12 protein-coding genes are annotated in these 16,341 nt (G+C 55.8%); 9 read left to right on the top strand and 3 right to left on the bottom strand.

Annotated elements, in window-relative coordinates; translation table 11 throughout:
• Positions 1-51 precede the first annotated feature (51 nt).
• Positions 52-1,989 carry a di-heme oxidoredictase family protein gene (locus OLTU_RS28510; protein WP_141736126.1) on the bottom strand — a complete coding sequence of 646 codons (1,938 nt, stop codon included), beginning with the start codon at positions 1,987-1,989 and terminating at the stop codon, positions 52-54.
• A 34-nt stretch (positions 1,990-2,023) separates the two neighbouring features.
• Positions 2,024-3,103: a glycosyl hydrolase family 17 protein gene (locus OLTU_RS28505; RefSeq protein ID WP_141736125.1), complete on the bottom strand. Its 1,080-nt coding sequence runs from the start codon at positions 3,101-3,103 to the stop codon at positions 2,024-2,026.
• Between the two features lie 325 nt (positions 3,104-3,428).
• On the opposite strand from OLTU_RS28505, the gene OLTU_RS28500 reads away from it, so the two are divergent.
• Genes OLTU_RS28500 through OLTU_RS28460 form a run of 9 tightly spaced genes read left to right on the top strand, consistent with a single transcriptional unit; the run spans position 3,429 to position 15,008 of the window.
• On the top strand, positions 3,429-4,235 hold the full coding sequence (locus tag OLTU_RS28500; RefSeq protein ID WP_141736124.1) for an ABC transporter ATP-binding protein: 807 nt from the start codon (positions 3,429-3,431) through the stop codon (positions 4,233-4,235).
• Positions 4,232-5,581, top strand: a complete 1,350-nt coding sequence (locus tag OLTU_RS28495) for a GH1 family beta-glucosidase (protein WP_141736123.1) — start codon at positions 4,232-4,234, stop codon at positions 5,579-5,581. The genes OLTU_RS28500 and OLTU_RS28495 overlap by 4 nt, the downstream gene beginning before the upstream one ends.
• A 32-nt stretch (positions 5,582-5,613) precedes the next feature.
• Complete coding sequence (locus tag OLTU_RS28490; protein WP_218110339.1) at positions 5,614-8,694, top strand: glycoside hydrolase family 2 TIM barrel-domain containing protein; 3,081 nt, start codon at positions 5,614-5,616, stop codon at positions 8,692-8,694.
• 58 nt (positions 8,695-8,752) lie between these two features.
• Positions 8,753-9,268 carry a hypothetical protein gene (locus OLTU_RS28485; protein WP_141736121.1) on the top strand — a complete coding sequence of 172 codons (516 nt, stop codon included), beginning with the start codon at positions 8,753-8,755 and terminating at the stop codon, positions 9,266-9,268.
• 18 nt (positions 9,269-9,286) lie between these two features.
• Positions 9,287-10,540 (top strand): ROK family transcriptional regulator, encoded by a 1,254-nt coding sequence (locus OLTU_RS28480; protein ID WP_141736120.1) that lies wholly within the window; start codon positions 9,287-9,289, stop codon positions 10,538-10,540.
• Positions 10,524-12,185: an ABC transporter substrate-binding protein gene (locus tag OLTU_RS28475; RefSeq protein WP_141736119.1), complete on the top strand. Its 1,662-nt coding sequence runs from the start codon at positions 10,524-10,526 to the stop codon at positions 12,183-12,185. The genes OLTU_RS28480 and OLTU_RS28475 overlap by 17 nt, the downstream gene beginning before the upstream one ends.
• A 1-nt stretch (position 12,186) precedes the next feature.
• Positions 12,187-13,167 carry an ABC transporter permease gene (locus OLTU_RS28470; RefSeq protein ID WP_141736118.1) on the top strand — a complete coding sequence of 327 codons (981 nt, stop codon included), beginning with the start codon at positions 12,187-12,189 and terminating at the stop codon, positions 13,165-13,167.
• 3 nt (positions 13,168-13,170) lie between these two features.
• Positions 13,171-14,061 (top strand): ABC transporter permease, encoded by an 891-nt coding sequence (locus OLTU_RS28465; RefSeq protein WP_141736117.1) that lies wholly within the window; start codon positions 13,171-13,173, stop codon positions 14,059-14,061.
• Positions 14,058-15,008 (top strand): ABC transporter ATP-binding protein, encoded by a 951-nt coding sequence (locus OLTU_RS28460; protein ID WP_141736116.1) that lies wholly within the window; start codon positions 14,058-14,060, stop codon positions 15,006-15,008. Before OLTU_RS28465 ends, OLTU_RS28460 begins: the two co-directional genes overlap by 4 nt.
• A 14-nt stretch (positions 15,009-15,022) precedes the next feature.
• Here OLTU_RS28460 and OLTU_RS28455 read toward each other — a convergent pair whose 3' ends face one another.
• Positions 15,023-16,291 carry a hypothetical protein gene (locus tag OLTU_RS28455; RefSeq protein WP_141736115.1) on the bottom strand — a complete coding sequence of 423 codons (1,269 nt, stop codon included), beginning with the start codon at positions 16,289-16,291 and terminating at the stop codon, positions 15,023-15,025.
• Positions 16,292-16,341 lie beyond the last annotated feature (50 nt).

Genomic DNA, 16,341 nt, shown 5'->3' with positions numbered 1-16,341 from the left:
TTTCAAGAGTGATCGCGCCTCATCCCTTTGCAGGGAGAGGCGCTTTCCTGTTTAGAGATCGAAGAGAAACGCTTCAAGATCCTTGCGCTCATTCGCGTTCAATGCCTTGTAAGCTCTGACCGAAGCGGAGGCCTCCCCTCCATGCCAGAGGATGGCTTCCATCAGACTCTCCGCCCGACCATCGTGGAGCCACTGCACGCGGTTGCCATCCGCGGCCCGATGCGCATCCTTCCACTGCAGCGAAATATTCCCGGGTGGAAATTCACTGACGTGTGAGTCGGTGGCATGACGGACGTTCTTCAGGCCCCAGAGCGGCGCCGTTCGCCAAAGACGGCCGATGTCTCCTGGCATCCCGTCGGCGAGGTCCGGACCCATATCATGCAAAAGCAGGTCGGTGAAGGGTTGAATGTTTTGATGAGCGAGTTCAGGGAACCGGCTCGGGCCTGTTTTCAAGGCTTTGACGTGGCAGCTGCCGCAGTTGAGACGGTCGAAGATTTTCTCCCCGCGTTGAACGGCGGGATCCAGGGGACGCATGCGCGGCGGCACACCGAGGAGAGCGACATAGGTTTCGAGGGAAGCCAAAGCCTGATCCGGCAAGGGACCTTTTCCGCTCTGACAAGGCCCGGTGCAGTCGAGGGTTCCACGATGGCGACTGAGGACGCCCATATCACTGCGCAACGCTTCCGCGATCTGATCGAGCAGGCTCACACGATCCGCCTTCCAACCAAAGCGCCCGGCCTTGCCGTTGAAAGTACGCAGAATGCCTTTGTTTTGCGCGGCCAGGTCGCGGAGTGTGGACTCCGGAATGGCTTCCAAAAGACCGAGACCGATCATGGAGAGAGGACGGCGGGGAGAGAGGGCCATGCGATCATCAGCCAGAGTGCTGTCGACATGAAAACGCGGTTTTTTCAGGACCACCTCCGTTCCATCGTCGAGTCGCACCACACGGGTTTCCCAGTTCGACACCGTAAGCGAACCCTCACGATCCGGCCCCGAGGTTTGCAGCTGCTGCCCAATCCTCGCATGGGCAGCCCCGGAAGTTTTGTCGAAAGTCTTCACCACGGTATGATGAATGTCCTCGCCGTCCGGAGGCAGGAGCGATCCACCGTTATTCACATGACAGCTGCTGCAGCTGCGCACATTGTAGGCGGTGGATGCAAAGCCGGCCCGTTCCTGGCGATCCTCTTCAAAAAAGGGTGAAGGCTTGTCATCGGAATCATCCCGCGTGTGCTGACCGTTGGCCATATCGGTGTGAAACCAGGTGCGACCGAACATAAAGTCCTGCGAATGCGCCGGCTTTATGTTAAAGGCCTGCTGCTGCAGCGCCTTCCAGGGTTCCACGCGGACGGTGGGAATGGTCGTGCCGCCTCCCGCATAACGCAGGGCGGCGGGCACGATATCGGAACGATCCGGATCATCGATCAAAAGACCGGATGAGCCAATGCGGATGCGAAAGAACTCCGAATAGTAGGCGGAAATATTATGGACATTCGCCATCTTCTGTTTCTGCCAGGGTCCGAAACTTTCGTTCATGAAAAAGCGGAATTCAAAGGTCACCACCGACCCCACCTTCAGCCGATCCCGAAATGCCGCAAATTCCCCAGGTCCAAGTTCCGCGGTAAAAACCCGGTAGTCGCTGACATGTTTCATGCGCACGTTCAGTGCGAATTTGCTGCGTTCGGTTTCGCTCGGGGCATTGGGATTGCCGATATAAACGGCCGAGAAATCCGGCCCGCGGGTGGGTATGGCGTCCTGCGGCCATTCCGTGTAGAAGGTGAAGCGCAGACGGTTTTCTCCATCCGGCGTGAAGTCCTCGACTTTGAAGGACGCCTGACGCCCTTCCCAGTAGAAGGGATTGTACTTCGAAAAATCCATGTCGTTTTCATGCCGACGCCGCGGCCGAATCGAGGCTTCGGTTATGGCTGCGGCCTGGGCCCATGTGTCCCATAAGGCCAGCAGCAGAAGCCCTCCCCAACAAAAGTGTTTCATCAGTTTTACCCCCTTATGTTTGCCCTGAATCAAATTACGGAATCAAATCAGAAAAAAGCTCCCGGACGGCCAATTTCGGTCGACGATCCGTGGTGAAAAGGCCCCAATGTTTTTCAGGTTCCGCCGGATCTGGTCCTCCCTTCCAGTCCTCATCAAAGGCTTCAAAGAAAAACACAGGAATGCCCTGGCTTTCACTCCAGGCGCTCATCTCTTTGAAATAGCGCTGTTGCGCGAGTTCATTGGCGAATGACGTGGGAATGCCGATTCCATTGGTGACCGTGGTCCAGCCCGTTTCCCCGATGGCGATCGGTTTTTCCGGATGGCGCTGGCGCACGGCTTCATAGTTTTGCCGCGCGTAATCAAGAGCGACGTCAATGTTTTTGTTCTCCCAGATGGGATAGGTATGGATGGTGATGAAATCCAAAAGCTTGACCAGTTCGTCATGACCCCTTTGAAAGGGCACATAGTTGTCAGCCACCGTCACGGCGGTGGGCACGGCAGCCTTCACCCGCTTCACATAATGGATGACAGAGTCCTCCGGCACCAGATGGTCCGTCCAGTCCACCAGGATTTCATTGCCCACGCTGATGGAACTGACAATCCCAGGCCAGGTCTTCGCCAGCGTGATGGCGCGATCGACTTCAGCCCGGTTTTCCTCACGATTCTGCGCGAGTTCAGCTTCCGAATAAATACCGCCCCAGGGGCAGCCGGGATTGCTCACCTCGGCCTGCAGCCAGGCGCCGAGCATCACCCGTAACGGCAGTTTTTCCCTGGCAATGACTTCGAGAATCCTGGCACTCAATGAGCCGCTGCCATAGAGCCGAATCACATTCCAATGCCGACTCAACAGTTTGAGATCCTCACTGATCTGCGCTGCCGTCGGTTCGGATTGGCCCGGAGCCTGTCCCGGGCGATAGGCCGAGTAGGAAATGGCGCGAACCGTTTCCGCACGCGGGGCACCCAAAAATATTTCCTGGAAGCTCACGAGGGACGAGGAAGGTGGGGGCAGAGGCCCAGCGGCCGCGGACCGGGCGGACGTTGAAGCCGAGTCCGTGCAACTGCAGGCGAGCAAAGACCAGCTGCCAAGCAGCAGGGCGCGAATCCAGTTTTGCATGTTATCCTCCATGCGAGTCTGTTGTTGATTGTACTTATAACAAACTAATTGGTCACGACTGCAAGCGCTTTCCAGACCTTATCCAGCTTACCTTTTTTGAATATGGGTCATGCGGCCATTCTGGAGTTTCGGAATTTGAACGCACGCAGAGGCAGCTGCATGGGGCAAAACCCTAGGAAATAAGACATTACCGGGCGAATCCACAAAAGTCCGGGCCTGGTTGTGTATTTTGTTGTCATTCAGAACTTGATTTCGGGATTTGAGGGTATTAGTAGTGGTTTCAAACAAATTGTTCGACGGTTGACAAAGCCAGGAGAGACCCGTCATGGAGCTTCTGCGTCTCAGCAAGATCACGAAAAGCTATCGTTCGACCGGGCTCATACGCCGTAAGGAGCCTGTCCACGCACTGCGGGACGTATCACTCCATATAGACCGCGGTGAGATTGTCGGGCTGGTTGGTGCTTCCGGCTGTGGCAAGAGTACCCTGGGCCGCATCATTCTGCGACTCGAAAAAGCTGACAGAGGTGAACTTTGGCTCAATGGTTGCGAGATGTTCCAGGCGGAGCCGCGCGGCGCCTCGTTTGCGTATCGTTCCCTCGTGCAGATGATTTTTCAGGATCCCTTTGCCTCGCTGAATCCTGCACATGATGTGGCCTATCACCTGGCGCGTCCCCTCCTGAGGCATGGACTGGTCACGCGCGGGGAACTGGAATCGCGCATTCATGATCTTTTGCACATGGTGGGTCTCACGCCGGTGGAACGCATGGCCCGGGCCTATCCCTATGCGCTGTCGGGTGGTCAAAGGCAAAGAGTGGCGATCGCCCGCGCGCTGGCTGTGAATCCCAAACTGATCGTGGCGGATGAACCCACGTCGATGCTCGATGTTTCCATTCGCATGGACATATTGAATCTTCTCGCGCGTCTGCGGCGTGAGCAGGGACTCGCTCTGCTCCTGATCACGCATGATCTGGCCAGCGCACGCTATCTCACCGATCGGCTGATCGTCTTGAACCGTGGCGTGATCGTGGAAAGTGGAACGACGGAAGCTGTGATTACGAATCCCCAGGACCCCTATACTGCGCTGCTCCTGGATGCCATACGAAACCCAAGGCTGGAAAGAAGACTCTCATGAGCAAAAAACCATTTCCAAAGGATTTTCTTTTTGGTGCCGCGACCTCGTCGTTTCAAATCGAAGGCGCGACTGATGTCGATGGACGCTCCCCCTCGATCTGGGATCAGTTTTGCCAGGAGGAGGGCACCATTGCGGATGGCAGTGATGGGCGGCGGGCCTGCGAACATTATTTCCGCTTTCGCGATGATGTGGCCCTGATGAAGAATCTGGGGCTGGAAGCCTATCGCTTTTCCATAGCCTGGCCGCGGGTCCTGCCCGAGGGTTTCGGCAAGGTCCATGAGAAGGGCATGGCTTTCTATGAGCAGCTGGTTGATGAGCTTTTGGAAAAAAATATTGAACCCTGGGTTACCCTTTACCATTGGGATTTGCCAGCCTGCCTTGGTCATCAAGGCGGCTGGCTGCATCGCGATACCACACGGCATTTCGCAGACTACGCTCAGAAAATGGTGGAGCGCCTCGGGGATCGGGTGAAGCATTGGATCACCCACAATGAACCCTGGTGTGTGGCGATGCTCGGCTATCGGCGGGGCGAACATGCGCCGGGTATGAAGGATCCACGCTCAGGCTGGATCGCCGCGCATCATGTCCTGCTCTCGCATGGAATGGCGATGCAGGCGATCCGGAGCGTGCGATCAGATATCAAAGCGGGCATCACCTTGAATCTGACACCGGCGTATCCGGCCTCGGATTCGGCTGTGGATCGTGAGGCCACCCGCGCCTTTGATGGAAGTTTCAATCGCTGGTATCTGGATCAGGTTCTCAAAGGCTGTCTGCCGATCGATATGGTGCCCGAGGTGGAAGCCGAGTGCGGGGCTCTGGATTTCATGCGCAACGGGGACCTGGACCTTATGAAACAGGATATGGACTTCCTCGGTATCAATTACTATTCGCGAGCCATCATCCGCGGTGAAGAGAACGCGCCAGGTCAAATGCCACGTCGCCTGACCCAGGATCCCACTGATCTTACGGATATGGACTGGGAGGTCAGCCCGGAAGGACTCCGCGACCTGCTCGTGCGGCTGCAAATGGAATACCAGCCCCGGTCTCTTTACATTACGGAAAACGGAGCCGCCTATGATGATGCTCCGGATGCGCAGGGTCGCATTCGGGACGAACGGCGGGTTCGATATCTCCAGAAACATGCCCGTGCCATGCAGGAAGCGTTGGACCAGGGTGTCAACCTCAAAGGTTATTTCCTTTGGTCGCTCTTTGACAATTTTGAATGGGCCTATGGCTATCAAAAACGTTTCGGCATGGTTTGGGTCAACTATGAAACACAGGAACGTCTGCCTAAAGATAGTGCCCTTTGGTACCGCGATCTGATCCAGACAAGGGTCATCCCATGAAGTCTTTCGTCTTATTTTGCGCTTTATTTGTTATGCCGACACTGTTCGCCGCCACACCGCGCTTTACCATCGAAAAGGATGACAAAGGCGCGAGGCTGCTGCGCGAGGGTCAGGCCTTTATCATCAAAGGCGTCAACTGGGGATCCATCCCGGTTGGTGAAAACTACGCCTATGATTTCTGGGCGCGATCCGATGCGGATATTCGCGCGGTGCTGGATGCGGAAATGCCTCTTTTGAAAAACATGGGCGTGAATGCGATTCGGCAGTTTGCGATGATTCCGCCGCGCTGGGTGGCTTACATTTATGAAACCTATGGCATTCACACGGTGATGAACCATCTCATGGGTCGCTATGGCTTTATGGTGGATGGCGTCATGCAATCGCCGGTGGATTATTCCGAGCCGCGGGTGCGGGAGGCCATCAAAAAAGATGTGCTGGCCATGGTGGAGCGCTATCGGAATACGCCCGGCATCCTGTTCTGGATGCTCGGCAATGAAAACAATTACGGCCTGACCTGGACGTCGAGCGAGATTGAAAACCTGCCCAAAGGCGAGCAGGAAATCGCCAAGGCCCGACACCTTTATAGTCTTTTTGGTGAGATCACGGCTGCGATCAAGGCCGCGGATCCGGAGCACCTCGTTTCCATTTGTAACGGTGACCTTCAGTATCTGGAACTGATTGCAAAGCAGGTTCCGGCCATGGATCTGCTCGGCACCAACGTTTATCGCGGGAAAACCGCCACGGATCTTTTCACTCGCGTGAAAGCGGAGCTGGGAAAACCGGTGTTTTTTAGCGAATTCGGTGCGGATGCCTTCAATGCCCGGACCGGTCGTGAGGATGGCCTCGCGCAGGCGGAATACCTGAAAAGCCAGTGGCTCGATATCTATCAGAACAGCTATGGCCAGGGGCAGGCCGGCAATGCCGTGGGCGGCTTTGTGTTCCAATGGTCCGATGAATGGTGGAAGTACAAGCAGACGGAAAATCTGGCGCTTCATGATCAGACCGCGTCCTGGTCGAACGATGCCTACCGCTTTGACTATCAGGAAGGCTCGAACAACATGAACGAGGAATGGTTTGGCATCATGGCCAAGAGCAAAAATGATGCCCGTGGCCGCTATCAACTGACGCCACGCCCGGCCTATTTCCTTCTGCAGGATATCTTTGCCATCAACCCGGTCTCCACCGAGCGCAGCAGCTGGGAAAAACGTATCGCCAGCCTGGAACCACGGAATTATGAGCCGCAGTCGGAAGCGTTGCGTGCCTCAGGACGGCTGGCGGACCTCGAAAAAATCTATCTGAAGAGCGCCAGCCTTCGCATGGAGTCGATCCAAAGCTCCGGCCGCAATACCAACAAGACTCAAAGGGAAGGCTGGGCACCCCAGGATCATATGGAATCGGTGACCATGGAATGGGGCTGGAGACCTGATCCGCGCCTCGAGGCTAGCGCGGCCATCCATGTGCTCGGTCATGTGGCGCGGAACAAGATGGATGAGATCTTCTATGAAAATCGCGGCGTGCCCATCCAGGTCAAAGGCGAGGATGGCAAAACCGTAACGTTGAGTGACGGCGAAAGGGTGAAGCTCCATCGCGCGCAGTTTCAATGGAATGAGGATGCCTTCCTGCTGGAGGGCTTCTATCGCGCGCCTCATGGTCACTGGGCCGATGAAGGCGACTTTTTTGGTCTCTATCAGGAAACCTACGATATGGCGGGCATCGATCGCTATAATTCCGATGCGCCGAACGGTTTTGTTTTTACTGGCAAAGCCCATCTGGAAGGCTGGAAGGTTGCCTTTGGCCCACAAATCTACTGGGGTGCCAAGCCCATGGCGATCGTGAAGTACAGCGGCCAGTTCCAGGATCTTCACTATACGATCATGCATCAGCAGGCCTTCGGCGAACAGCAGGCCGTGACCACGAGCAGCGTGGCCGCCGATCCGGGTGGACGGGCCGCGAAGTCGAGCATCAGCTTTAAAACAGGATTTTTCGGCCTGAAAAGTGAGTGGGGGCTTTTGGTGGCGGGCCGTGAACGGATCGGCGATCGTTACGTGAGCACCGAAAAAACGGATGGCACAGGATTCAACGGTTCGAACTACAAGGTCACGGAAAATGCGCAGATCAAATCCATCGATACCCTGGCGGGTAAATTCCGTCTGATTGAAAGCGGGGGACGCGTCCCGTGGTATATTCAGGGCGCTTATCGCGGACTCGTGGCCAACGGAGGCCCCGACAGTTCCATCGTCCTCTCCAAATGGTCGCTCAAGCCTTCGGAACGCGGCAACCAATATAATGTGGCCGCAGGCTTTTCCGCAGGCTCGGGAGCCTTTGCCGTGGCACCGCAGGTGATCTATCAAAAGCCGCTGGTGGGACCGATTCCCCATGACCCGATCCTGAATACGGATCAATTTGATAATGCCACGGGCACCTATGTCCCGGGGCTGCGGCCGCGCAATCTTTTGAACGATACCTTTGCGGTGCTCGATAACCGCGAAATGCTCGGAGCGGAGCTGCTCTTTGTCTATGATCCCACACCGGACAACTGGTTTTTTGCCTGGGATAATGATGATCGGGAATCCGCGCCTTTTGCAGCCAGTCTGGATTTGATCTATCGTCGTTTCCCCACCAGCCGTGACAGCAATCTGGGTGTTCTGGGTGATGGCACCGTCTTCGCCTTTGCCTCGGCTCCACCGGCGGCTGATCTTTGGGATGCCGTGTTTCGTGCCGTGCAGGTGCTCTCGCCCGAGCTTCGCATGATCCATCAAATCTATGGCGGCACGGGTCAAGCCAACGGTGACAGTCCCCGTTTGATTCGGCGCTATGGCCTCGGCAGCACTTTGCGCTGGCAGCGTCTGCAGGGTCAATTGATGACCAAATGGAATGATTGGGGACCTTATGATTACTATCGTGACTTTAACCTGACCTTCCCCTTCCAAGGGCAGATCTCTATCGCCTATGGCCTGGAACCATTTCGCGTGGATCGTACTGTCAGTCAGGTCGGTATGCGTTATCAAATGCGAACCCTGGATGAGCATTCCCCACGATTCCCCTATGCTCCGGGTTCAGGTAAACATGGCAACGAGCAGGAGTGGACAACCTATGTGGACATCAATCTCTAAAGGACTTTGTTTGATCGTCATCCTTTCGGCGAGTTGCGGAAGCCCGAAAGGAGGCGGTGTGGAGCTGACCCCACTGGCGCTTGGGGATACAGGTCTGCCGACGCTGGAGGATAACGCCGGGATTCATCCCAGCACGGCGGTGCTGGAGGACTGGCAAAATCCCTTTTCCCGCGTGGCCATGAGTCCCGCGCAGCGTTGGAATATCACAGGCTGGGCCATGGAGGCCGGAGCCCCGCCCGCGCGTCTGGCTGCCATGTTCTATGCCTGGGCCACCGAACTGGCGATCGCCCGCAGTGGCGAAAGTCAATTTCAAACAGCGATCGCGCTCGGGGCCTTGGCTGCGCATGAAGGCCTGAGTGAAGAGCAGCGCACGCTCTACCGCAATGCAGCAATTCAGGCTTATCAGTCGATGCTCGACAATTTTAAAGATAGCGTCGGCTATACAGCTGAAGGATACTCGTACCGTTTGGTACCCTTGGCGTTTTATGCCATTCGTGACCTGGGCGGAACACCCCAGGGACGCTGGGTCGAAACCGTGGACCCCTACGGCAACAAGATCGTCGTGGAAATCTGAAAGCAAAGGATTCAAGGAATGGAAACTGTAGACGCGTCTCATATGCGAACCATGAACAGCACCACACTTCTGCGCATGATCTGGCAGGAGCAGGAGATTTCGCGTGCTGATATTTCGCGCATGACCGGCATGAGCCGTTCCTCAGTCTCGGCCATCGTTGCAGAACTTTTGGAACGTGACCTCGTGAGCGAACAGGGTGTACGTCATTCCACGAGCGGACGCCGGCCCATGATGCTCTCCTTTCACAGCGATGGTTACTCCATCATCGGGGTGGATGTCGGGGCCACGCATGTAGCCTTTGCCTTGATGAATTTGAAAGGCATGATCCGCGAGTCCCGCTTTCGACGCTGCCCGGTGCAAACGGAACCACAGCAGACCATGCAGCTGATCATGGAAACCATCCAGTCCATGAAGGAAACCGCCGACCAGGAGCGGTGCCCGGTGATCGGCATTGGCATTGGTCTGCCCTGTCCCGTGCATCCCAGCGAAGAGCATACGCCCATTCATGAGGGAATCCTGCCAGCCTGGAAAGGCGTGAATCCCCGGGCCCTGCTGCGTGATCGCTTTGGTTTGCCTGTGCTCTTTGATAATGATGCCAACCTTGGGGCTCTGGCGGAACTCTGGTGGGCGAAGGAGCCCGAGCGCAACAACCTTGCGTTTATTAAACTCGGCACCGGGGTGGGTGCGGGTTTAATTCTGAATGGCAGCATTCATCGCGGACGTTCAGGTCTGGCCGGCGAACTCGGGCACATGCTGGCTCATCTTCTGCCGCAGCCTGTCAGGCAGAACCTGAATGATATGCTCGGCACCGGCTGTCTCCTCAAACGGGCCCATGAGCTGGGACGGCAGAATCCTTTCAGCCTTCTGTCCGGTTGCAATCTGACGATGCAGCGCTGGATCGAATCCGTTCAGGCCAAGGATCCGGTGGCGGAGGAGATGTTCGAGGAGGTGACCTTTGTCCTGGGCTCAGCGCTGGCCAATCTTCTGGTGCTGCTGGATCTTGAATGCATTGTGTTAAGCGGGAGTATGAGCGCGGCCGGTGAGATGATGCTGCAGAAGATTCGCAGCGTGATTCAAAAGCAACTGATTTGGCAGGATCTGCACGCGGTTCCCCTGCGCTGGAGCCAGCTCGGCGAGCAGAATATCGCGCTGGGCGCGGCCACCATGATTCTGGAAAAAGCCATGAATGATCTTTCATGGTTTCCTTTGAAAACCTTGACCCGGACCGAATGGAATCAGGAAGGGGATGTGATCCATGCGAGCCCTCATTAGTGCCCTTGCGTGTTTAAGCTTTATTTCGCAGGCCTGCGTTCCCAAAGCCAGGCAGGAAAGCCGGCAGGTGCTGACCATTTCCGTGGAAAAGCAGACCTCCTTCATTCGCAATTTCAATCCGCTGCTCACTTCGGGCAGCGCCCGTGAATATTCCATCGGCGCCATCTATGAGCCGCTCATGATTTACAATCGCATGAACGGAGACTTCGTGCCCTGGCTGGCCACGAGCTATCGGTGGGAGGGCGCGGATTTTCGCAAGCTGCGTATGGTTCTGCGCGAAGGGGTGCAGTGGTCTGACGGTCGCGCCATGACCGCGGCGGATGTGGTTTTTACCTTTCAGCTGGTGAAAAAATTCCCTGCGCTGGATTCCGGTGCGGTCTGGAACTTTTTATCCTCAGTGGAAAGCCAGGGTCCGCATGAGGTTCTCTTCACCATGCAGGCGACCTACACGCCCGGCCTTGCGGTGCTCGCCAATCAGGTGATCGTGCCCGAGCATATCTGGAAGGATGTGAGGGATCCGGTTCAGTTTGCCAATCCCGATCCGGTCGGCACGGGACCCTTTACCCGCGTGACCCTGTTCGAGGATCAGGTTTTTGAACTCGGACGCAATCCCCTCTACTGGCAGGAGGGCAAGCCGCACATCGAAGGTCTGCGTTTTCCCGCCTTTGCCAGCAATGATCAGGCGAACCTGGCTCTGCTGCATGGGGAAGTGGATCTGGCCGGCAATTTTATTCCGGCCGTGGATCGGGTCTTTGTGCAGAAAAATCCGGAGTATCATCACTATTGGTTTCCCCTCGTCGGTCCGATGATTTTTCTTTATCTCAATACCCAGCAGGAACCCTTCGACAACCCCACCATGCGCAAGGCCATCAGCATGGCAATCGATCGCGAGCGCATCGCGGATGTGGCCATGTATCGCTATACGGAGCCGCCGCATCCTTCCGGGCTGACCGATGCCTATAAGCGCTGGCGCAAGGAAGCTTCCCCCGAGCAACGCCGCTGGATCGAATTTCATCCGGATGAGGCGACGGAAATTCTGGAGCAGGAAGGCTGGAAAAGACAGCGCGATGGCCAACGGCGCAATGCAGCCGGTCAGGTTTTGAGCCTGGAAATCACGGTGGTCAATGGCTGGTCGGACTGGGTGCGGGCGGCGCAGATTATTGCCAGCCAGCTGCAGGTGGTCGGCGTGGATGCCAAGGTGAAAGCCCGGGACTTCGGCTCGTGGTTTGAAGGCCTGCAAAAAGGCCAGTTTCAGGGTTCCATCAGCTGGTCGGGCGAGGGCACGGATCCCTATGGATTTTATCGTTGGATCATGGATGCCAGCACAGTCAAACCCCTGGATGTGCTGACGCCTGGCAACTGGCATCGCTTTGCGGATGACGGGGCGACAGCCTTGATGCGGGAATGGGAACGCACGGTGGACCCGGAACGGCAAAAGGAGATTTCGAATCTGCTGCAGGATATTTTCATGGTCGAAGCGCCTGCGGTTCCTTTGTTTCCGGCACCCGCCTGGGGGCTCTTCAATAGCAAACATTTTGAAGGTTTTCCCAGCGCGGAGAATCCTTATGCCGCGCTATCGCCGAACTTTCGCCCGGAAATTCTTTTGCTGCTGAATGAAGTCAAACCCCGGCAGAAAGGTTTGTAACATGATTCACCTCCTGCGCAGACTTGGTTTTTATGCACTGGCGGCCTGGCTTTCGATCACGATCAATTTTTTTCTGCCGCGTCTGGCTCCCGGTGATCCTGCGAGTCTGGTTTTTGCGCGATTTCAGGGGCAGTTGAAGCCTGAATCACTGGAAGCTTTAAAACAGGTTTTTGGTCTGACCGATGCGCCGCTCTATCAGCAGTATTTCACGTATCTCGCGCATCTCTTTCAGGGTAATTTCGGAATCTCGGTTGTTTACTATCCGGCGCCGGTGGTGGATGTCATCAGCCAGGGTTTCAAGTGGACCCTGTTCCTCGCCGGCACCGCGGTGGTGATCAGTTTTCTACTCGGTACCGGACTTGGAATTGTGGCCGCAGCCAAACGTGGTTCCTGGCTGGATAGCGTGCTGCCACCCTTTCTGTCGTTTCTGGGAGCGTTTCCATACTTCTGGCTGGCCATGCTGCTTCTTTATCTTTTTGCGTTTCGGCTCGGCTGGTTTCCTCTGGGTCATGCGACCAGTGATCGCCTGACCGATGCCGCGCTTTCCACCCGACTTTATGATTTGATCAGTCACGCCTTTCTCCCGGCACTCTCCATAGTCCTGGCGACGATTGGCGGCTGGATGCTGAGCATGCGCAACGTGATGATGGGGGCCCTGGGACAGGATTATGTGGCTCTCGCGGAAGCCAAGGGACTTTCGCGTTTTCGAATTATCTGGCGTTATGCAGCCCGCAATGCGCTTCTGCCGAACATGACTGGCTTTGGCATGGCTCTTGGTTTTGTGATGGGCGGCTCCCTGTTGACGGAAGTTGTTTTCTCCTATCCGGGCCAGGGTTTTCTTTTGGTCCAGGCGGTGCGCAGTCAGGATTTTCCCTTGATGCAGGGGCTTTTTCTGATGATCACGCTGGCGGTTTTGCTTGCGAATTGGCTGGTCGACCTTTTTTCCACGCTCTTGGACCCAAGGATACGTCTGGGGAGTTGATCTATGCTGCGACGTTTGCTTTCACAGAAAAAATCCGTCTGGGGTTTTTCCATCCTGCTTCTGTTTATCGTGATGGCCATCGTGGGTCCTTTTTTTACCCAGGATCCAAAGGCCTTTTTAGGAACGCCGCTCCAGCCGCCCGGCGGTGAGTACCTGCTTGGAACCACAGGCCAGGGTCAGGATGTGTGGGCCCAGATGATTGTGGGCGCACGCCATTCCCTGTTTTCCGCGCTCGCGATCGGAGCCGCCACCACGCTGATCGGGGTTCTTTTGGGGCTGGCCGGGGCGTTTTGGGGTGGAGTGGCGGACGAGGGGATTTCGCTTTTCACTAATATTTTTCTCGTGATTCCTGGATTGCCATTGGCCATTGTGGTCGCCGCTTATCTGCCAAGCGGTCAGATCACGATTGCGCTGGTGTTGATCGCCACGGGCTGGGCCTGGAATGCGCGGGTTTTCCGCGCCCAGGCTTTGAGCCTGAGGCAGCGGGATTTTGTTTCCGCGTCCATCGTCGGCGGGGAGTCGAGCCTGCGGCTGATGTTCTTTGAGATCCTGCCGAACATGGCTCCACTGCTTTTGTCGACTTTTCTCGGCGCGGTGATCTATGCGCTCGGAGCCCAGGTCGGACTTGAATTTCTCGGGCTGGGTGATATCTCCGCGATTACCTGGGGCACGAATCTTTATTGGGCCAGCAATGATGCAGCGCTCATGACGGAATCGTGGTGGACCTTTATACCGACCGGCCTTTGCATTGCGCTGGTGGGCTTTTCGCTGGCTCTTCTGAACTTTGCCATTGATGAAATCGCCGATCCGCGACTCCAGGTACAAAAAGTCTGGCGCCGCCGAGTGGGACGTTCCGATCCTGGTTTAACGCCTGTGGTGAGGACAGCCGTATGATGCAGATTGAGAATCTTTCCGTGATGATGGCCGATGCCGCCGGACCCGTGCCGATCATTGAAAATTTGAGTCTTGATATCAAGGGCGGGGAAATCCTGGGTCTGGCCGGGGAATCGGGCTGCGGAAAATCCACGCTGGCCAAGGCCATTCTGCGGATACTGCCGCCGCCGGCTTATATTGCGAGCGGCCGTATTCTTTATCAGGGACGTGACATTCTCGATTTTAGTGCCAGGGAGATGAAAGCCTTTCGCTGGCGGGAAGCGGCCATGGTTTTTCAAAATGCCTTGAATGCCTTGAATCCTGTGCTGACCATTCGGGAACAGCTGCTGGATACGATTCGGGCCCATCGCTCCCTCTCCCGGAGAGAAGCCGAGGATTTGGCCGCCGCGTGGATGGTGCGGGTTGGCCTTAAGGTCGAGCATTTGAAGGCCTATCCGCATGAACTGTCCGGAGGCATGCGGCAGCGGGTGATGATTGCGATGGCGCTCTTGCTGGAGGCGCCGCTTTTGATATTGGATGAACCTACGACGGCCCTGGATGTGATCGTTCAGCGGGAGATATTGCAGAAGATTGTTGAGCTGCAGACGCAGCAGAAGTTTTCCGTGCTGTTTGTCACGCATGACCTGCCACTCATGACGGCTTTCTGTGATCGGATTGCGATACTCTATGCGGGTCAGATTGTGGAATGTGGGCGCAGTGTGGATATTGCTGAGGATCCGCAGCATCCTTATACGCGGGGGTTGATGGCGTCTTTTCCTTCTCTTGATGGGGAGCGCATGCAGAAGCGTGGGATTGCTGGTTATCCGCCCGGTTTTACCAGTCGGCGGAAGACCTGTGCGTTTCAGCCGCGCTGCCCGGTGACCTGTGAGGAGGGAATGCTGCGGCCACCGCCGCTGCGGGTATTGAAGAGTGGGCATCAGGTCGCCTGCCACCAGAACTATCAATAAGAGTCAGTGCGGGATCACTGCAAAAACGTATCAAACTCCCGCGGTTCGAAGCTCCCCTTGGCATAAGGGTCCCAACTGACATGAGGAGCGATCTCGTGATCGGAGAATGCGATTTCAATGCGACCGTTTTCGTTGGTTGAAAAATAGCCTTGTGTTACGACGGAAGAAAATCGATTGCAATGGACGATTGGATCCTCCCAATCCGGATCTTTCCTGCTGGGTCGTGTCTGACAGTTGAAGCTTTTGCGCACGGCGTTATTCATGACGGCAAGGCCTGATGGAGTGAAGAGCCGATCACGCTTGATCTCCTGCCCATCTGTAACTCGATAAAACTTTGCGTTGCTTGATCCGCCTGAAGGGCGAGCTCCGGTATCGGAATAACTGGAGTCGAGCAACGTGACTATCCTGGTGCCAAGACGATCCCACGAGAAACCCTGTATGGTTTCAGAAACTCTATCACTGAGCGCCGCGTGAGCAGGAAGCCGGGATATCTCTTCGTAACTTAAGTTTGTACAATCCTGAGTGGTGACGATCGTGTCCTTTTCGTCCTTATAGTCCGCGGCATCGGAGGCCTTGTAAGCCTCGAAAGACCGATTAACCTCCTGGTTGAGCTGCTGCATCACCGGAATGGGAAGTCCGCCTGTTATGGTTTCCGTATGAATAGCCAAAACATTGATTTCATATTTGTTGGAACCCTCGATTTTTTTCTCGGCCACACGGCAGAAAGTTTTTTTGGTCTTTTGAAGGGGAGGAGCTCTGGCAAATTTGCTGATGCCCGGATCTTCCGCCAAGGCGGCGAGGCTGCCTTCACGTGTCAGGACCGAACCCTTCAGATCGGACTCCGTTCCCGACCTGAGATCCTTGACACGAATCCCAACCTGTTTGGGTTTCCGGTTGACGTCCAGTTCCTCATAAATGGTGTAGAAAAAATTTCCATTTCGAAATGAGAGAGAAGACAGGTGTTGGGAATCGGCTGACCATTGAAATTGTGTTCCGGAAACCTTGCGGTCCTTGGGAAACTCAAGCTCGACTCTGTGAGCCTGACCAAAGCGGTAGGTGTAGGCGGTGGGATTTGCGGACCTGGCCAGAGCCAGCCTTTTGCCCGATTTTTCTTTTTCCAATTCAAACCCGAACAGCAGAGTTTCATCCTGCCTGATCAGTGAAGTTTTTAGACACGTTGAACCGGATTTTGTGGCCGTCGGGCATGATGGGGAACCATTGGCCTTTGAAACGGGAATAGTGACGAGGGAAAGGAGCAGGAGACTTGAACGCACTGACAGCATGATTTCCTCGTTATTGTGGATGGGTCTGCAAAAGTCCAAATAAGGAGACG

It is taken from the genome of Oligoflexus tunisiensis, from assembly GCF_001748245.1.
Taxonomy (GTDB): Bacteria; Bdellovibrionota_B; Oligoflexia; order Oligoflexales; family Oligoflexaceae; genus Oligoflexus; species Oligoflexus tunisiensis.
This window is presented reverse-complemented; position numbering and strand designations above follow the sequence as displayed.